This is a genomic window from Mycobacterium sp. NGS45 (genome assembly GCF_059812645.1).
Window position 1 is genome coordinate 15,161 of record NZ_JCALDB010000024.1, and the last position, 17,478, is coordinate 32,638.

The 17,478-nt window shown below is 67.3% G+C and carries 16 protein-coding genes; 8 read left to right on the top strand and 8 right to left on the bottom strand.

All coding sequences use genetic code 11. The annotated features are described in order from the left end of the window. Positions 1-307 precede the first annotated feature (307 nt). Positions 308-1,582: an MFS transporter gene (locus AC5Y3P_RS19065; protein WP_500047496.1), complete on the top strand. Its 1,275-nt coding sequence runs from the start codon at positions 308-310 to the stop codon at positions 1,580-1,582. Between the two features lie 81 nt (positions 1,583-1,663). On the opposite strand, the gene AC5Y3P_RS19070 is transcribed toward AC5Y3P_RS19065, so the two are convergent. Together AC5Y3P_RS19070 and AC5Y3P_RS19075 are read right to left on the bottom strand one after the other, a co-directional pair. Continuing rightward, complete coding sequence (locus AC5Y3P_RS19070) at positions 1,664-3,658, bottom strand: YhgE/Pip family protein (protein WP_500047551.1); 1,995 nt, start codon at positions 3,656-3,658, stop codon at positions 1,664-1,666. A gap of 18 nt (positions 3,659-3,676) precedes the next feature. Beyond that, positions 3,677-4,327, bottom strand: a complete 651-nt coding sequence (locus AC5Y3P_RS19075; protein ID WP_500047552.1) for an ATP-binding cassette domain-containing protein — start codon at positions 4,325-4,327, stop codon at positions 3,677-3,679. 206 nt (positions 4,328-4,533) lie between these two features. Here AC5Y3P_RS19075 and AC5Y3P_RS19080 point away from each other — a divergent pair, with 206 nt between their 5' ends. Beyond that, positions 4,534-5,922, top strand: coding sequence for an aspartate aminotransferase family protein (locus AC5Y3P_RS19080; protein ID WP_500047497.1), 1,389 nt, complete (start codon positions 4,534-4,536; stop codon positions 5,920-5,922). On the opposite strand, the gene AC5Y3P_RS19085 is transcribed toward AC5Y3P_RS19080, so the two are convergent. The 4 genes from AC5Y3P_RS19085 to AC5Y3P_RS19100 are packed head-to-tail and all read right to left on the bottom strand — an operon-like array spanning position 5,919 to position 9,440. Next, on the bottom strand, positions 5,919-6,143 hold the full coding sequence (locus tag AC5Y3P_RS19085; protein ID WP_500047498.1) for a (2Fe-2S)-binding protein: 225 nt from the start codon (positions 6,141-6,143) through the stop codon (positions 5,919-5,921). The two genes, AC5Y3P_RS19080 and AC5Y3P_RS19085, sit on opposite strands and share 4 nt — an antisense overlap. Positions 6,144-6,148: 5 nt before the next feature. Next, positions 6,149-6,787: a fatty-acid--CoA ligase gene (locus tag AC5Y3P_RS19090; protein ID WP_500047499.1), complete on the bottom strand. Its 639-nt coding sequence runs from the start codon at positions 6,785-6,787 to the stop codon at positions 6,149-6,151. Further along, complete coding sequence (locus tag AC5Y3P_RS19095) at positions 6,784-8,208, bottom strand: FadD3 family acyl-CoA ligase (RefSeq protein ID WP_500047500.1); 1,425 nt, start codon at positions 8,206-8,208, stop codon at positions 6,784-6,786. The genes AC5Y3P_RS19090 and AC5Y3P_RS19095 overlap by 4 nt, the downstream gene beginning before the upstream one ends. Before the next feature lie 41 nt (positions 8,209-8,249). Next, entirely contained in the window at positions 8,250-9,440 is a 1,191-nt protein-coding gene (locus tag AC5Y3P_RS19100) for an amidohydrolase family protein (RefSeq protein ID WP_500047501.1), read from the bottom strand. Positions 9,441-9,611: 171 nt separating this feature from the next. Between AC5Y3P_RS19100 and AC5Y3P_RS19105 the strand changes: the two genes are divergently transcribed. Further along, on the top strand, positions 9,612-10,328 hold the full coding sequence (locus tag AC5Y3P_RS19105) for an enoyl-CoA hydratase/isomerase family protein (protein WP_500047502.1): 717 nt from the start codon (positions 9,612-9,614) through the stop codon (positions 10,326-10,328). On the opposite strand, the gene AC5Y3P_RS19110 is transcribed toward AC5Y3P_RS19105, so the two are convergent. Next, positions 10,325-10,981 (bottom strand): TetR/AcrR family transcriptional regulator, encoded by a 657-nt coding sequence (locus AC5Y3P_RS19110; RefSeq protein ID WP_500047503.1) that lies wholly within the window; start codon positions 10,979-10,981, stop codon positions 10,325-10,327. The genes AC5Y3P_RS19105 and AC5Y3P_RS19110 overlap by 4 nt on opposite strands. Before the next feature lie 138 nt (positions 10,982-11,119). Here AC5Y3P_RS19110 and AC5Y3P_RS19115 point away from each other — a divergent pair, with 138 nt between their 5' ends. The 5 genes from AC5Y3P_RS19115 to AC5Y3P_RS19135 all read left to right on the top strand — a co-directional run bounded on the left by AC5Y3P_RS19115 (position 11,120) and on the right by AC5Y3P_RS19135 (position 16,998). Continuing rightward, positions 11,120-12,433, top strand: coding sequence for a cytochrome P450 (locus AC5Y3P_RS19115; RefSeq protein WP_500047504.1), 1,314 nt, complete (start codon positions 11,120-11,122; stop codon positions 12,431-12,433). 3 nt (positions 12,434-12,436) lie between these two features. Further along, positions 12,437-13,639, top strand: coding sequence for a cytochrome P450 (locus tag AC5Y3P_RS19120; RefSeq protein WP_500047505.1), 1,203 nt, complete (start codon positions 12,437-12,439; stop codon positions 13,637-13,639). 60 nt (positions 13,640-13,699) lie between these two features. Continuing rightward, positions 13,700-14,545, top strand: a complete 846-nt coding sequence (locus AC5Y3P_RS19125; RefSeq protein WP_500047506.1) for a mycofactocin-coupled SDR family oxidoreductase — start codon at positions 13,700-13,702, stop codon at positions 14,543-14,545. A 298-nt stretch (positions 14,546-14,843) separates the two neighbouring features. Next, positions 14,844-16,088, top strand: coding sequence for a hypothetical protein (locus AC5Y3P_RS19130; protein WP_500047507.1), 1,245 nt, complete (start codon positions 14,844-14,846; stop codon positions 16,086-16,088). A gap of 106 nt (positions 16,089-16,194) precedes the next feature. After that, positions 16,195-16,998, top strand: coding sequence for an SDR family NAD(P)-dependent oxidoreductase (locus AC5Y3P_RS19135; protein WP_500047508.1), 804 nt, complete (start codon positions 16,195-16,197; stop codon positions 16,996-16,998). Between the two features lie 116 nt (positions 16,999-17,114). Here the strand turns inward: AC5Y3P_RS19135 and AC5Y3P_RS19140 are convergent, their stop codons facing one another. Next, positions 17,115-17,471, bottom strand: a complete 357-nt coding sequence (locus AC5Y3P_RS19140) for a limonene-1,2-epoxide hydrolase family protein (protein WP_500047509.1) — start codon at positions 17,469-17,471, stop codon at positions 17,115-17,117. Positions 17,472-17,478: the final 7 nt, after the last annotated feature.

Genomic DNA, 17,478 nt, shown 5'->3' on the forward strand with positions numbered 1-17,478 from the left:
AATCGTTATCTGAGAATTTCCAGCAGCGCGGGCCGACCGCCGGCATCCGACCAAGCAATTGCTCGGTCGCGAGAATCCGCGCACAGCCCGAGACGGCGCGAAAAAAGTTTGCTGGCAAATCTTACCGATCAGTAACGTTTGACTGGTTCTGCTTCCCGCGCCGGGCGTGAGAACACAGCTGAACCCAGCATCCGTTGCCCACCGGCGGCCGATCCGCAGAGCGGAAAAGACGCGCCTGCGCAACGGGTCGGCCGGTCGGTCCTGGCATGATCGTGGCGGCGGGGACATGGACGGAAGGCGATCGAACGTGCGGCCCTGGATCGTCTGGTCGATCGGTCTGCTGGCCTACGTCGTGGCCGTGATGGACCGGACCACACTCGGCGTATCGGCGCTCGACGCCGCCGACCGCTTCGGCGCCGGCCCCGGTGTGCTGAGCACCTTCGTGGTGTTGCAGGTCATCGTCTACGCCGGCGCGCAGATCCCGGCCGGTCTGCTGCTGGACCGCTTCGGGTCGCGGCTGATGATCATCGCCGGCGGCACCCTGATGGCCGCCGGGCAGCTGACGTTGGCGTTCAGCGAATCGCTACCGGCCGCGATCGGCGCCCGCGCGGTGCTGGGCCTGGGCGACGCGTTCACCTTCATCTCGGTGCTGCGCCTGGTACCGCACTGGTTCACGCCCGCACAGGTGCCCCTGGTCAACCAGCTCACCGGTATCTGCGGGCAACTCGGTCAGGTGCTCTCCGCGGTCCCGTTCGTCGCGCTGCTCGGCGGTGCCGGCTGGAGCACCGCCTACCTGACCGTCGCCGGGTTCGGGCTCGGCGCGATGGTGCTGGCCGCGCTGCTGGTGCAGGACACCCCGCACGGCAAGGCCGACCCGGTGCGCTCCGAGGGGCTGGCCGAAACCTGGTCGCATCTGAAGACCACCTGGCTGCGGCCCGGCACCCGGCTCGGGTTCTTCACCCACATGGGCACCCAGTTCTCGGTGACGGTGTTCGCGTTGATGTGGGGTGTGCCGTACCTGACCGAAGCCCAAGGCTTGTCGCGCAGCGCGGCCGGCGTGCTGTTGACCGTGTCGGTGGCCGCGGCGATCGGCTCCGGCGTCGTGATCGGCATCTTCACCGGCCGCAACCCGCACCGTCGGTCCCGGGTGGTGCTCGGCATCATCGTCAGCAACGCGTTGATCTGGACGGTGGTGCTGGCGCTGCCCGGCCCGGCTCCCCTGTGGCTGCTGGTGGTCCTGATCGTGGTGATCTCGGTCGGCGGCCCGGGCTCGATGGTGGGGTTCGACTTCGCCCGCACGTTCAATCCGAGTAGCACGCTGGGGACCGCGACCGGGATCGTCAACATGGGCGGCTTCCTGGCCTCGCTGCTGGTCATGCAGTCGATGGGTTTGATCATCGCGGCCGCCGGCGGCTATTCGTTCGAGTCGTTCCGGTACGCCTGGGCCGTGCAGTACGTGATCTGGGCGGTCACGGCCGTCGCGATCCTGATCACCCGACGCAAGGCCCGCCGCACCATCGGCGACATCGCCGAGAGCGCCTACATGTTGGAGTTCTTCGACGACAAACAAAACCCGCGCTAGCGCGGCGTTGACATAGAACCCAGGTAGCAGTTGTGCGGGTGGACACCTACCTCAGTTCTAGGTGAATGCTTCCGGGCGAGGTCAGACCTCGATCGGCGGGTAGAGCCGTTCCATGGTGTATTGCCGGTTGCGCCGGGCCGCCCAGGAACTGGCCAGCAGCGACACCACCAGCACGCCGGACAGCACCGCGATGGCCACCCACAGCCGCGAGTCGATACCGCCGACCGTGAGCTGTCGCAACCCGTTGACCGCATAGGTCATCGGGTCGAACGGGTGGATCACCTGGAACGGTTTCGCGGTGGTCTCCACCGGATAGATCCCGCCCGCGGACACCAGTTGGAACATCAGGAAGGCCAACGTCACCACCCGCCCGACGGCCACCCCGAAGACCGCGTTGAAGGCCTGGATCAAGGCCAGGAACGCGCCCGCCACCAGGATCAGGAAGGCCACGGTGGCCAACGGGTACTTGGCGTTCAAGCCCACCCCGAAGTGCACCACGGCGTACATCACCACCACCTGGCACACCACGATCAGCAGGCCCGGCCAGTACGACGCGAGCACCACCCGCAGCGCACCCAGCCCGTTGACCACGGCGCGAGACTGCAACGGCGTCAACAGCATCCAGATGATCAGGGTCCCGATGAACAATGCCAGCGGCAGGAAGAACGGTGCGAAACCGGTACCGAAGGTGGGCACCTCGTTGTGGTAGACCATGTCGAGTTCGACGGGTTCGGCCAGCGTGTCGGCCATCTCGGTGCGCTGCTGCGGGGTCCAGGACGGCACCTGTGCCGAACCCTCCCGCAGCTTGCTCGCCAGTTCGTCGCCACCGGCCGCCAGCTGCGGGGTGCCGGCCGCCAACTGCTGTGCCCCGCGCGCCAATTCGGCCCCGCCGTCACCGAGCCGGACCAGACCCGCCGAGAGCGCCTGGGCTCCGGCGTTCAATTCGTCGACGCCGTCCCGCAAGGCCACCACGTCGGCGCGCAACCCGCCGTCGAGTGCCCGGCTCAGAAATGTCCGCAACTTGCTGTCCGGGTCGCCGAGTTCGTGTTCCAGCGAGGCTGCGCTGTCGCGCAGTTTCATCAGCCCGGCATCGGTGGTCGGGTCGATCCCCTGTGCTCCCAACAGCTCTCGCGCACCGGACAGCGCCACGCCGACGTCCCGCACGGCCGGATCAGGGTTGTTGGTCAAGAACGCAACGGCCTGATCGAGCACAGCCGCGGCCTGCTCGGTGTTGACGTTGAGCGCCGCGATCCGTTCGGTGGTGGAACGCACCGCGCCGCTGAGCCGCGCTGCAGCACGGCCGACAATCTCCGGGTCCAGCTCCAGCGGCCCGACCCGGTCGAGCACGTCGATCACCGGATCGATGGCCTGGTCCACCTTGGTGGCCAACTGCTGAGTGCCGGCGGCCAGGCGGGCTGAACCGTCCCGGGCCGTCACCAGACCGGCAGCCAACTGGTTGGCGCCGTCCGACAGTCGTTGGGCGCCGTCGTTGGCCTGGTCCAGCCCATCCGAGAGCCGGCTCGCGCCGTCGGCGGCCTGCACCAAACCCGCACCGGCGTCGGTCAACCCGGTCAGCACCGTGCCCACGGTCTGCGCCCCGACCTTGGCGTTGACCTGACTGATCACCTCGCGGGCCGCATTCTGACCGATGATCGTGGCCAGGTAGTTGTTGGCGCCGTTCATGGTGAATCGCAACTGCGCCGGTTCCGGATCACCGCCGGACGGCGAGGCCACCTTGGCGCTGAAGTCCTCCGGCAACGTCACCGAGAAGTAGTACTTGCCGCTCGAAACACCGTCGGCCGCTTCCTGAGCCGACATCTCGTGCAGGTCCAGCTGCCCGGAGTCCAGCAACGCCTTGGCGACCTCGTCGCCGGCACGTACCGGTTTGCCGTCGACCACGGCTCCGCGGTCGACGTTGACCAGTGCCACCGGCACCTTGTTCACCTCGCCGAACGGGTTCCAGAACGCCCACAGGTACATCGCGCCGTACAGCAGCGGCAGCAGGATCACGGTGACCAGCGCGATCCGCGGCAGCGTGCCGCGCGAATAACGTTTGAGATCGGTACCCAACGACATCCCGGCCAGCACGCCGACTCACCTATCCTCTCTGGCCAGCGCCACATCGGCGCGAGCAGTGTTGGCCACCTCGAGTTGGGCGCGCACCCCCGGATTGTGCACGCCGTTGACGGTGGCAGTGACCACGGTCTGGTTGCGGCCCAGATCGATCAGCCGCTCCAGCAGCAGTTCCCGGTTGACGTCGCTGGTGACGTAGTCCAGGTTGCCCACCACCAGCAGCTCGGGCCGCCGGGTATTGGCCAGCGCGATGCGCAGCAGCAACCGATCCAGCTCAGTGAGTTCCTCGACGTACTCGCCCAGCGGCGGCAGCGGCAGCTCGCCGAACACCGGCCCGCACAGCGCGGCCAGATCGGCTTGGTCCGCGCGCCCGACCAACCGGTACCAGGAGGCGTCCCAGCGCAGTTGTTCGGTGATGGCGTCGCGCACGGTGACCGACTCCGACACCGAATCCAGCTCGTCGATGCCGGCCAGCGCAGCGTGGGCGAAGATGTCGCGGGCGCGCCGCCGGCCGAACACGGTCAGCTCACCGCCGATCGGCGCCATCCGGCCGGCCAGCGTCATCAGCAGCGCGGTGCGTCCGGACCCGGCCGGACAGACCAGCACCGTCACGCCCCCGGCGGTGATCTCCAGATCCACCGGGCCGTACACCGGCCCCCAGGGTCCGCGCATCGTGATGCCGCGCGCCGTGACGGCCGGCGGCCCTGGCTCGGTCGTCGGCTCCGGCAAGTTGACCAGGTCATCTCCGTCGCCGGTGGCGACGTCGGCTCGGGATTTGCTCACATGGCTATCTCAGCAGATGACAGCGATGTCCGCCCGGAGCTACGCCGATAGACCACAATCGCTGGCAGTGCCCGCGTCCGGTCCAACCGAAAGAGATGACCATGACCCAGACGTCTCGTCAGATGCTTCCCAGCGGTCAATCGGTCGAGGAAGCGATCGCCGAGGGGCGGCGCGCGCGCGAACTCGACCTCGAGCATGTCTTCCATTCGTGGTCGGCCCAGGCCCACCGCAACCCGATGACCGTGCTGGCCGCCAAGGGTTCCTACGTGTGGGACGGCGACGGCAACCGGCTGCTGGACTTCTCCAGCCAGATGGTCAACACCAACATCGGTCACCAGCACCCGAAGGTCACCGCCGCGATCGCCGAGCAGGCCGCCAAGTTGTGCACGGTGGCACCCGCGCACGTCAACGCCGCCCGCTCGGAGGCCGCTCGGTTGGTGGCCGAACGCACGCCCGGGGACCTGAACCGGGTGTTCTTCACCAACGCCGGCGCCGACGCCGTCGAACACGCGGTCCGGATGGCGCGGGTGCACACCGGCCGCTACAAGGTGCTCGCGCGCTACCGCTCCTACCACGGCGGCACCGACACCGCGGTCAACCTGACCGGCGATGCCCGGCGCTGGCCCAGCGATTACGGCAACAGCGGTGTGGTGCACTTCAACGGTCCGTTCCTGTATCGCTCGTCGTTTCACGCCGAGACCGAGGAGCAGGAGTGCGAACGCGCGCTGGAATACCTCGACCGGCTGATCCAGATGGAGAACCCGTTGTCGTTCGCGGCGATCATCCTGGAATCGGTGCCGGGCACCGCCGGGATCATGGTGCCGCCGCCCGGGTATCTGGCCGGGGTGCGCGAGATTTGTGACCGGTACGGGATCGTGTTCATCGCCGACGAGGTGATGGCGGGGTTCGGTCGCACCGGAAAGTGGTTCGCCATCGACCATTTCGACGTGGTACCGGACTTGCTGACCTTCGCCAAGGGCGTCAACTCGGGCTACGTGCCGCTGGGCGGGGTGGCGATCAACGACGAGATCGCGGCCACCTTCGCCGACATGCCCTACCCGGGCGGGCTGACCTATTCCGGGCATCCGCTGGCCTGCGCGGCCGCGGTCGCCACCTTGAACGCGATGACCGACGAGGACATGGTGGGTAACGCCGCGCGGATCGGCGAAGAGGTGCTGGGGCCCGGACTGCGCGAGCTGGCGCGCCGGCATCCGGCGGTCGGTGAGGTGCGCGGACTCGGGGTGTTCTGGGCGATCGAGTTGGTGGCCAACCGCAGCACCCGGGAACCATTGGCGCCCTACGGCGGATCGAGTCCGGCGATGGCCGCGGTCCTGGCCGCCTGCCGCGAAGGTGGGTTGCTGCCGTTCGCCAACTACAACCGGATCCACGCCGTGCCGCCGTGCAATGTCAGCCGCGCCGAGGCAGCCGAAGGTCTGCGCATCCTCGACGATGCGCTGACGGTGGCCGACGGTTATCTGCGCTAATCGTCGGGGTTCCGCTGCCCTAGGGGCGGGCCGCACTCCCCCGACTGACCCTGGCACGCACCGCATTCGGCGTCGATGATGGCGCGGATGCTGCGCCGGCAGCGACCGCAGTCCCCGCCGGCCAGGCAGATCGCGGCGACCTGATTGGTGGTGGTGGCGCCGTCGTTGACCACCTGCGCGACGGTGGTGTTCGTCACGCCGTGGCACAGACAGACATACATGCCGATCAGTCCACGTCGTCGACCCGGATCAAGTCGACGAACTCGCCCAGGAACAACGTGGGATAGACCCCGACGCCGGTGTGCGCCATCCAGTCGGCGGCCTCATCCCCCTGCTTGATCCAGCGCCGGGCGCTGGTCTCGTCTTCGAGTTCCTGCAGGATCATCACCTCGTGCGAGTCGTCGAAGGCCCGGAAGGCCCACACCTTGCGCACCCCGGCCGCAGTGAATCGCTCTGCCGCCGAACGGATTTGGTCACCGAGCCAGTTCACGTCGGCCATCGACGCGATCGCCGAGATCATCACCCCGGGGGCCGCGGGCGGATGCCGGGGATCGGTGAAGTCGAACCGTTCGATGATCTCGCCGGCGAACACCGCGGGGATGTCCTCCACCCCGGCCGCGTCGAACCATTCGAAGAACACCTGCGAGCGCATCAGGTCGACGACGGGTTCGCGGCTGCGCACGCCGATCATCACCAGCACCCGGTTGCGGTCCCGGATCGAGCGATACACCAGCACATGGTGAGCGCCCATCTCGGCCAGCTCCGCCGTGCGCTTCTGCAACAGCGGGGCCACCCGGCTGGGGTCCGGGATGCGGTAGTCCGACGCGATCACCAAGGAGTGGCGATACACGTCGGACAAGTTCACCGCAGCTTCTCCTTCATCACCTTGCCGGTAGCGTTCAACGGCAGTTCAGCGAGGAACTCAACATACCGGGGGACTTTGTAGCCGGCCATGCGTTCTTTGCTCCAGGCCAGCAATTCCTCGGCCGCCAGGGTGCCGCCGAGGCCTTCGCGCAGCACCACGAACGCCTTGCCGACCTGGCCCATCCGCTCGTCGTCGACACCGATGACGGCGGCTTGGGCCACCGCGGGATGCTCCATCAGGAAGCCCTCGATCTCGGCCGGGTAGGCGTTGAACCCGCCGACGATGAACATGTCCTTCTTGCGGCCCACGATCTTCAGCCGCCCCGAGTCGGTGAATTCGCCCAGGTCGCCGGTGTGCAACCAACCGTCGGGGTCCAGCGCTTCCGCGGTCGCGACCGGGTCGTCCAGGTAGCCCTGCATGACGTTGTAGCCACGCACCAGCACCTCGCCGTCGTCGGCCAACCGCACCTCGACGTCGGCGCATGGCAACCCTGCGGTGGTCGCCACGTCCTCGGCGCTGTCGCCCGGTCGGGACAGTGTGACGTTGCCGGCCTCGGTCAGCCCGTAACCGGTCATCAAGGTCTTAAACGGTAGTTCCTCGCGGATCCGGCGCACCAGCTCCACCGGGATGTCGGCGGCCCCGGTGACTGCGGCACGCAAGGTCGCCAGCCGGCTGCGGTCGGTGACCGCCAGCAGCGAGTGATAGAGCGTGGGCGGCCCGGGCAGCATCGTGATGCGTTCGCGCTCAATGAGATCCACCACCGCGTCGACGTCGAACACCGCGACCGGCAGCATGGTGGCCCCGCGCAGGAACGACGCCACCAGCCCGGCCTTGAGCCCGAAGGTGTGGAAGTAGGGGTTGATCATCAGGTAGCGATCGCCGCGGCGCAGATCGGCCAGCGTCGCCCATTCGTCGTAGGCGCGCAGCGTCTGGCGGTGGTTCATCATCGCGCCCTTGGGCCGGCCGGTGGTGCCCGAGGTGAAGATGACGTCGGAGACGTCGTCGCCGGCGACGTCGCGCGTGAACGGCGTCCCGCTGCTCAGGAAGTCCGAGCGCAGGTCGACGGTGGGCACGTTCAGGCCGACGTCGGTGAGGTCGAAATCCTGGCCCAGGAAGCCAGTCTGGGTGAGCAACAGCTTCGCGCCGCTGCGGGCCACCACGTCGGCGGCTTCGTCGGGCTTGAACCGGGTGTTGACCGGCACCAGCACACCGCCGGCGGCCATGATGCCGAACGCCGCGATGATCCACTCGGCCGAGTTCGGCGCCCACAGCGCCACCCGCTCACCCTTGTCGATGCCGAACTCGGCGAACGCGCCGGAAGCTTTCCGGATGCGTTCGCCGAGCTCGGTGAAGGACAGTCGCAGCGGACCGTCGACGACGGCTTCGGAGTCGCCGAACCGGTCCGCTGCGCTCAGGACCATCTCGGGGATGGTCTGCCACTGTTGGATTGTTCCGGCTCCTCTTACGTCGTGACGAGACGACCGAGGTTGCCACCCATGATCTTGGCCTGATCCTCGAGCGAGAGGTGCTCGAGCGCGGTGACGTAGTGCGTCGGCTCGGCCAGGCCCTCCGGGTGCGGCCAGTCGGAGCCGTACAGCACCTGGTCGACGCCGATCAGGTTGATCAGGTCATCGATGCCCTCTTCGTAGAACGGGCTGACGTAGATCCGGTTCTTGATTTCCTCGATCGGGTTGCCCGGGAAGGACTCGGGGGCCTTCTTGTACACCTCGGCCATCGAGTCCAGCAGCGGGAACATCCACTTGGAGCCGGCCTCGACGATGCCCACCTTGAGCTTCGGGTGCCGGAACAGCGCACCGTGGATCACCCAGGAGGCCACCGCGTCCTGAATCGGCCGCCATTCGTTGAGGATGTTCATCGCGTTGGTCTGGAACGGCAGCATCTCCTGCGCCACGCCGTCCCACTCCGAGGTGTAGCGCGAGTAACCGCTGTCGGACGAGTGCATGCCGATGAACACGTCGTGGTGCACGCAGCGCTCCCAGAACGGGTCGAACTCGGGCAGCGCGAACGAACGCGGACCGCGGAAGCCCGGCACCGGAGCCGGACGGATCAGGATCGCGCGGGCGCCACGCTTGACCGCCCACTCCAGCTCCTCGATGGCCTTCTCGACGATCGGCAGCGTGATCACCGGGGTGGTGAAGATGCGGTTCTGGTAGTTGAAGCCCCACACCTCGTCGAGCCACTGGTTCAGCGAGTGGATGATGACGTGGATCGCGACCGGATCGTCGCGCAGCCGCTCCTCGATCAGGCTGGCCAGCGTCGGGAACATCAGCGAGCGGTCGACGCCGAGTTCGTCCATCAGCTTCAGCCGCGGTTCCGGCTCGAAGAAGGCCGGGATGGACCTCATCGGCTCGCCGAACAGTTCGCGCTTGCTCTTGCCGTCCGGGTTACCGAACTTGAAGTACTCCTCCCAAGCGCCCGGCTTCGCGACATGCGAGAAGGTGGGGTTCGGGATGTAGTTGCTGATCTGACCTTTGATCGCAATCTTGGTACGCCCATTGACCTCGACGTACTGGACGACGTCCTTGTACTCCTTGGGGAGGTACTTGGTCATCGCCTCTGGTGGCTCGTAGAGGTGGTTGTCCGCATCGAACAGCGGAAACGGAATGTCGACCTTATGCGACAGTTGCCCCATGGAATTCTCCTTTCCAGATCCTGAGAATCATATTCTCACACCACCCCGAAAGGCAATCACGGCGACAGAATCCGTCCGCCCGGCGCGGGGCGCCGCAGCCGGGCAGGGGCGGTACTCCGATGATATTCTCCGTTTTGGAGAATGCCAATACCACGTTGGGAGAACGCTGTAATGGTCGAGCTGGAGCTGGAAGACGGGCTGGCGATCATCACGATCAACCGGCCGCAAGCCCGGAACGCGATTGCGCCCGAGACCATGGACCAGCTCGACGACGCCCTCGACCGCGCTGCCGGCGCGTTTGCCCTGGCCATCACCGGAGGTGGCGACCGGGCCTTCGTGTCCGGCGGCGACCTGAAGGAACTGGCCAAGCTGCGCACCGAACCCGAGGCCGCGGCGATGGCCCGGCGGATGCGCGGCGTGTGCGACCGGATCGCGGCCTTTCCCGGGCCGGTGGTCGCGGCCCTGAACGGTCATGCCCTGGGCGGCGGCGCGGAGGTGGCGGTGGCCGCCGACATCCGGATCGCGGCCGACGACATCCGGATCGGGTTCAATCAGGTGTCGCTGGCGATCATGCCGGCCTGGGGTGGGGCCGAGCGGTTGGCCGCGCTGGTCGGCCGGGGTCGGGCGCTGCTGCTGGCCGGCAGCGGGCAGATCCTGGAGGCCGCCGAGGCGCAGCGGCTCGGACTCGTCGATCAGGTGCTCCCGCGTGCGTCGTTCGACGCCGGTTGGCGCGCGGTCGCCGGGTCGCTGGCCAACAGCGCATCCGGCAGCATCAAGACCGTGATGGGCGGCGTCGAACCCGAGGAGGCCATCTCGGCGTTCGCCCGGCTGTGGGTGGCCGACGAGCACTGGGCGGCCGCCGACAAGGTGCTGTCGAAGGGCCGCTAAGCGTCGGCGTCTTCCAGCGGGAGCCGCCGCCAGTCCGGGTCGAGTCGACACTCACCCTCCAGGTAGGTCAGCCAGCGGTTGGCGAATTCCAGCGTCTCCCGGTGGCCGACGGTGGCGCCGAGCAACTGCTCTTGCACCAGCACCTGGGTGGCGCCGGTCATCAGCACCATCAGCACCGTCGGGCTGAACTCCTCGAACGGCACGTCGTAGCGGGCCATCGCGGCGGTGAAGGTTTGGATCTGCTCGTGCCGAAACGTCTCGGCGTACCGCGCGATCTCGGCGCGCAGCGCCTTGCGGTGGTTGGCCAGGGCGATGAACTCCATGGTCATCGCGGTGCCGGCCGGGTCGGTGTTGAGATCCCACAGCGCCCACAGCGGCTGCGGCGAGGCCAGCGCGCGCTGGTGCAGTTCCCGGAGCTGCTCGGCGCGCCGCTGGAACATCTCGAGGAACAGATCGTCCATGGTCCGGAAGTAGTAATGCACCAACTGCGGCTTGAGTCCGGCCTTGTCGGCGACCCGGCGCGAGGTCACCGCGGCATAGCCCTCCTCGCACAGCAGCGCCTCGGCGGCGTCGAGCAACACCGTCCGATTCTTGGCGTCGGGTGCGCCCAAACGACGCGACGAGGTGGCCGTCATGGCGGCTGACCGGGCCATTGTCCTCCGAACTCACTGGGTGTCGTGGTGGGCGCTCGTTGGCCGCAATGGTACGGCGCACCCAACAACCTTGACCGTGCTGTAGCTCACATGCTAAGCAAGTGCTCAGCACCTGTCAGCCCTTTCAGGAGACTCGCCTTGCCCGAAGCCAGTTCTGATTACGACTCGATCGACTTCTTCACGGACCAGTCCCTGGTTCCGGACCCGTACCCGTACTTCGACCATCTACGGTCGCAGTGTCCGGTGCTGAAGACGAACAACTACGGCGTGTACGCCGTCACCGGCCACGAGGAAGCATCGGTGGTGTACAAGGACGCCGACCTGTTCTCGTCCTGTATCGCCGTCGGCGGGCCGTTCCCGCCGCTGCCGTTCACCCCGGAGGGCAGCGACATCTCCGAGCAGATCGAGGCGCACCGCGCCGAACTGCCGATGAGCGACCACATGGTCACCATGGACCCGCCGCAGCACTCCCGGGCCCGCTCGCTGCTGAACCGGCTCCTGACGCCCAAGCGGCTCAAGGAGAACGAGGAGTTCATGTGGCGGCTCGCCGATGAGCAGCTCGACGAGATCATCGGCTCCCAGACCGGCACGGTGAGCTGCGAGTTCCTGGAGGGCTACGCCAAGCCGTTCTCGATGCTGGTGATCTGCGACCTGCTCGGGGTACCCGAGGAGGACCTCGACGACTTCCGGCAGATGCTGGCCCCGCGGCCGGGTAACACCGTGGGCAGCCTGGAGGGCGAGACGCTGGAGCACAACCCGCTGCAGTGGCTGGAGGACAAGTTCTGCGCCTACCTGGAGGACCGCCGCGCCAATCCGCGCGACGACATCCTGACCGGTCTGGCCACCGCGGTGTACCCGGAAGGTGACACCCCCGAGATCATCGACGTGGTCAAGAGCGCGACGTTCCTGTTCGCCGCCGGTCAGGAGACCACCACCAAGCTCCTGTCGGCGTCCATGCGGGTGCTGTGCGAGCGGCCCGACGTCTTCGAGCGGCTGCGCAACGACCGCACCCGCATCCCGAACTTCGTCGAAGAGATGCTGCGGATGGAAAGCCCGGTGAAATCGGCCTTCCGACTGGCCAAGAAGGACACCGAGTTGTCCGGCGTCCAGATCCCGGCCGGCACCATCTTGATGATCAACCCGGGTGCGATCAACCGCGATCCGCGGCGCTTCGACGATCCGCACGAGTTCGACATCGATCGGCACAACGTGCGCGAACACCTCGCGTTCAGCCGCGGCGCACACTCCTGCCCGGGCGGCCCGCTGGCCCGCGTGGAGGGCCGGGTGTCGATCGAACGGTTCCTGGACCGGATGGGCGATCTGCGTCTCGACGAGGACAAGCACGGCCCCGAGGGTGCGCGCGTGTTCAACTACGAGCCGACCTTCATCCTGCGCGGGTTGACCGAGATCAACATCAAGTTCACCCCGCTGACTGCGCCCGTGGAGCGCTGAGGCATGACCACATCGACCACTCCCCCCGCTTCGGCCGATGCGGCTGACCTGTACTACGACCCGTACAGCGTCGAGCTGAACATGAACCCGTACGCGGTGTTCGCCCGACTGCGTGAAGAGGCGCCGCTGTACTACAACGAGCAGCACGACTTCTACGCGCTGAGCCGCTTCGACGACGTCAACAAGGCGGTGATCGACCACGAGACGTTCATCTCCGGCCGCGGCGCACTGCTCGAGCTGATCAAGTCCGGCATGGAAATGCCGCCCGGCACCTTGATCTTCGAAGACCCGCCGATCCACAACATCCACCGCAATCTGCTGTCCCGGATGTTCACCCCGCGCAAGGTGCTCGCCCTGGAACCGCAGATCCGCGAGTTCACCGCGCGCTGCCTGGACCCGATCGTCGGCACCGACCGGTTCGACTTCGTGCAAGACCTCGGCGAGCAGATGCCGATGCGGGTGATCGGCATGCTGCTGGGCATTCCCGAGGACCGGCAACGCGCCATCACCGACCACGGCGAAGAAACCCTGCAGGGCACCACGGTCGACGCGCTGGCCACCGGCGAGGTGTTCGCCGAGTTCCTGGACTGGCGGATGGAACACCCCTCCGACGACATCATGACCGACCTGCTCACCGTCGAGTTCGAGGACGAGACCGGCACGGTACGCAAGCTGGAACGCGACGAACTGCTGCTGTACCTGACCGTGATCGCCACCGCGGGTTCGGAAACCACCACCCGGCTGATCGGCTGGGCCGGCAAGACTTTGGCCGACTATCCCGATCAGCGTCGCCAGCTGGTGGAGAACCCGGCGCTGATCCCCGCGGCCATCGAGGAGATCCTGCGCTGGGAGCCGCCGGCCCTGCAGATCGCCCGCTATGTCACCCGCGACGTCGAGTACTACGGCCAGACCGTGCCGGAGGGGTCGGCGATGCTGATGCTGGTCGGTGCGGCCAACCGCGACCACCGCCGCTTCCCGCCCGACGGTGACGTCTTCGACATCCACCGCGAACAGCGCTCGCACATGACGTTCGGCGCCGGCACCCATTTCTGCATGGGCAACGCGCTGGCCCGGCTCGAGGGCCGGATCGCGTTGGAAGAGATCCTCAAGCGCTTCCCGGAATGGGAAGTGGACTGGGACAACGCCAAACCCTCGGAGACCGCGGCGGTGCGCGGTTGGGCGGCCATGCCGACCATCATCGGCTGAATCCGAAACATCGATTAGCACAATCAAGTTCCCCCACTCCCCAGCGAAGGACGAAACATCATGGCAGGACGTGTAGAAGGCAAGGTCGCATTCGTCACCGGCGCGGCCCGCGGACAGGGCCGCAGCCACGCGGTGCGGTTGGCCGAAGAGGGCGCCGACATCATCGCGGTCGACATCTGTGGGCCGATCCGCCCCGGCACCGAGACCGCGATCCCGGCGTCGACGCCGGAGGACTTGGCCGAAACCGCAAGCCTGGTCAAGAATCTCGGCCGTCGAGTGGTGACCGCCGAGGTCGATGTGCGTGACTTCGACGCGGTCAAGGCCGCCGTCGACAGCGGTGTCGAACAGCTCGGCCGGTTGGACATCATCGTGGCCAACGCCGGTATCGGCAACGGCGGCGACGTGCTGCACGAGACCAGTCAGCTGGACTGGGACGAGATGATCGACATCAACCTGTCCGGTGTGTGGAAGTCGGTCAAGGCCGCGGTGCCGCACATGATTGCGGCCGGCAACGGCGGCTCGATCGTGCTGACCAGCTCGGTGGGCGGCCTGAAGGCCTACCCGCACTGCGGCAACTACATCGCGGCCAAGCACGGCGTGGTCGGCCTGATGCGCACCTTCGCCGTCGAGTTGGGCCAGCACATGATCCGGGTCAACACCGTGCACCCGACGCACGTCGCGACCCCGATGCTGCACAACGAAGGCACCTTCCGCATGTTCCGGCCCGACCTGGAGAACCCGGGCAAGGACGACATGGCGCCGATCTGCCAGATGTTCCACACCCTGCCCATCCCGTGGGTCGAGGCCGTCGACATCAGCAACGCGGTGCTGTTCTTCGCCTCCGACGAGGCCCGCTACGTCACCGGCGTGACGCTGCCGGTGGATGCGGGCAGCTGCCTGAAGTAGGACGCACAAACATTTCGGGCCGGGATGCGGTCAGCATCCCGGCCCGATGTCTGGTCGCTCCCGCTCAGCCGTTTCCGGGTGTCCGGCCGCTCCCGCTCAGCCGTTTCCGGGTGTCCAGTCGGTCCCGCTCAACCGTTTCCGTCCCGCTTATACAATTTAATAAGCGGGACGGAAATGGTTGAGCGGCAGTGGGTTTGGGTCGACCAGACGGACGCGTTTCCGGGTCAGCCCAACCACCATCGCACCGCGGGCCGCGCGCAGTGCATCTGAATGCAGAGTGGCGCCGAGGAGGGACGTCATGACCGCAGACCGCTGGGTGATCGGCGACCAGTTCGGCTTGCCGATACCGGCCGACCTGGCCGCGCTGCGCGACGGCGGCGCCGAGTTCCTGACCGCGGCGTTGCGCGCTTTCGGCGTGCTGGGCGTGGACGGTCGGGTGGTCGCGGTGACCCGGCTGGTGGAATGTGCCGGCGGCAGCACCGGACGCAAGGCACTGCTCGACGTGCAGTACGCCGAATCCGGGCCGCCCACCGAGCTGTTCGTGAAGTTCTCCCGGGATTTCGATGACGAAGCCCGCGACGCCGGCCGCACCCAGATGGACCGCGAGGTGCGGTTCGCGGTGCTGAGCCGTGGCTCGGATTTTCCGGTCCGGGTGCCGGTGTCTGTGTTCGCCGACTACCACCGCGAATCCGGCACCGGTGTGTTGATCACCGAGCGGATCGACTTCGGTAGTGCCGGGGTGGAGCCGCACTACGACAAAGCGCTCGACTACCTGATGCCGCAACCCTACGAGCACTACGAGGCGCTGCTGACTGAGCTGGCCGCGCTGGCGGGCGCGCACCGTGGCGGCCGGTTGGCTCCCGAGTTCAGTACCGAATTCGGCTACCACCCGGATCTGGTCAACGTCGGCCAGCGGGTCGTGCGCAGCGAGGAGCAACTGGCCCGGCAGGTCGCGCGATACGCCGAGTTCGCGGCCGGATACCCGGGGCTGCTGCCCGAGGTGGTGCGCTCGCCGGCGTTCGCCGCCCGGATGGCTGAGGAGATCGCGGGTATCGCGGCCGGCTACGACGGGGTGCACGCCGAACTGCAGGCGACGACTTCACATGTGGCGCTGTGCCATTGGAACGCCAACGTCGACAATGCCTGGTTCTTCCGCGGGCCCGACGGCACTTTGCAGGCCGGGCTGCTGGACTGGGGCTGCGTCAGCGAGATGAACCTGGCGATGCCGCTGTGGGGTGCGCTCTGCGCCGCCGAAACCGAGATCTGGCAGCGCCTGGACGAATTGCTGGCCGGGTTCGCCGAGCGGTTCGCCGCCGCCAGCGGGTTCGGGCTCGACGTCGACCTGCTGCGCCGTCAACTCCGCGATTACGCGTTGGCGATGGGGGTGGCCTGGCTCTTGGACACCCCGCGCTATCTGCAAGCGGTGGTGCCCGAACTCGCCGAGGTCGGCGACCACAGGGACCCGCGGATCGCCGAACACGAGGCGGCCCGGTCCCGGCTGCGGATGCTGACCAACGTGCTGTTGCTCTGGCAGGCCGGCTGACGACTCCTTTTCGCTCTTCTAGTTACCAGCCGCTCTGCAGGCCGGTAAAGCGGGAAGTAGACGGAAGAGCAGGGAGCGAGGCGCCGAACCTCCTAGAGTCGATGCGATGGACACCTTCACCGGACGCGCCGCGGTGATCACCGGCGGCGCCAGCGGCATCGGACTGGCGACTGCCCGTGAATTTGCCGACCGCGGCGCCCGGATCGTACTGGCCGACCGCGACCCCGACGCCCTGGATCACGCCGTCGCCGGCATGGTCGCCGACGGCCACCAGGTGTTCGGCATCGCGTGCGACGTCAGCGACATCGAGCAGGTGCAGCGGTTGGCCGACGAGGCCTTTCGGCTGCTCGGGTCGGTGCACGTGCTGTTCAACAACGCCGGCGTGGCGATCGAAGGGCCGGTTGCGGCGATGACGCACCAGGACTGGCACTTCGTCCTCGACGTCGACCTGTGGGGGCCGATCCACGGCGTGGAAGCGTTCTTGCCGCGGATGCTCGAACAGGGTGAGGGCGGGCATCTGTTGTTCACCGCGTCGTTCGCGGGGCTGGTCCCCAATATCGGCCTGGGCGCCTACTGCGTGGCCAAGTACGGGGTGGTCGGCCTGGCCGAAACGTTGGCACGCGAGGTCAAAGACGCCGGCCTGGGCGTATCGGTGCTGTGTCCGATGATGGTGGGCACCAACCTGTTTTCCACCTCGGCGCGGGCCCGCGGACAGGACGTGCCCGATGCGCTGATCGCCGGGGACGACGTCCTAGATGTCACCGAGGTGGCGCGCTTGACCGCCGAAGCCGTGCTCGCGAACCGGCTCTACGTGCTGCCGCACGAAGCAGCACGCCGATCGATCCGACGTCGCTTCGACCGGATCGACGCCACCTTCGACGAGCAAGCGGCGGCCGGCTGGCAGCATTAGCGCTCGCGCCGCTCAGGCAGGGCGGGTGATCCGCCCATTTTCGCTCTTCCGGCTACCAGCCGCTCTGCAGGCCGGTAGAGCGGGAAGTAGACGGAAGAGCGACGAGGAAGGCTCCCTCAGGAATCCGTCGGCGGGAAGAAGTACTCGCGCCAGGCCGTGATCTTGCCGTCGTCGACCTGGTAGGAGCCCATCACCGGCCAGCTCTTCTGCTTGCCGTCGACGATCCAGTGATCGAAGCGTTCCATCAAGACCACGTTGCCGTCGACCGCCAGGTGCCGAATCTCGAGGTCGACACACTGGCCGCCACTGAAGAACGCCTGCATGATCTTCCGGATCGCCTCGCGCCCCTGCAGGCTCGGATACGACGGACCGATGTCGAAGGTCGCGTCGTCGGCGAAGTGACTCATCACCTCGTCGACGTCGTTGCGGCCCCAGGCGGCGATCTCGGCGCGCACGATTTCCTCAGCGGTCACGTTTCTC

What these genes read in the sequence shown, in the direction of transcription:
- AC5Y3P_RS19070 (WP_500047551.1), bottom strand. Translation starts at nt 3,658, where the DNA reads ATGTCGTTGGGTACCGATCTCAAACGTTATTCGCGCGGCACGCTGCCG.
- AC5Y3P_RS19135 (WP_500047508.1), top strand. Translation starts at nt 16,195, where the DNA reads ATGGACACCTTCACCGGACGCGCCGCGGTGATCACCGGCGGCGCCAGC.
- AC5Y3P_RS19110 (WP_500047503.1), bottom strand. Translation starts at nt 10,981, where the DNA reads ATGGCCCGGTCAGCCGCCATGACGGCCACCTCGTCGCGTCGTTTGGGC.
- AC5Y3P_RS19130 (WP_500047507.1), top strand. Translation starts at nt 14,844, where the DNA reads ATGACCGCAGACCGCTGGGTGATCGGCGACCAGTTCGGCTTGCCGATA.
- AC5Y3P_RS19095 (WP_500047500.1), bottom strand. Translation starts at nt 8,208, where the DNA reads ATGGTCCTGAGCGCAGCGGACCGGTTCGGCGACTCCGAAGCCGTCGTC.
- AC5Y3P_RS19125 (WP_500047506.1), top strand. Translation starts at nt 13,700, where the DNA reads ATGGCAGGACGTGTAGAAGGCAAGGTCGCATTCGTCACCGGCGCGGCC.
- AC5Y3P_RS19100 (WP_500047501.1), bottom strand. Translation starts at nt 9,440, where the DNA reads ATGGGGCAACTGTCGCATAAGGTCGACATTCCGTTTCCGCTGTTCGAT.
- AC5Y3P_RS19085 (WP_500047498.1), bottom strand. Translation starts at nt 6,143, where the DNA reads ATGTATGTCTGTCTGTGCCACGGCGTGACGAACACCACCGTCGCGCAG.
- AC5Y3P_RS19105 (WP_500047502.1), top strand. Translation starts at nt 9,612, where the DNA reads ATGGTCGAGCTGGAGCTGGAAGACGGGCTGGCGATCATCACGATCAAC.
- AC5Y3P_RS19120 (WP_500047505.1), top strand. Translation starts at nt 12,437, where the DNA reads ATGACCACATCGACCACTCCCCCCGCTTCGGCCGATGCGGCTGACCTG.
- AC5Y3P_RS19080 (WP_500047497.1), top strand. Translation starts at nt 4,534, where the DNA reads ATGACCATGACCCAGACGTCTCGTCAGATGCTTCCCAGCGGTCAATCG.
- AC5Y3P_RS19075 (WP_500047552.1), bottom strand. Translation starts at nt 4,327, where the DNA reads ATGCGCGGACCCTGGGGGCCGGTGTACGGCCCGGTGGATCTGGAGATC.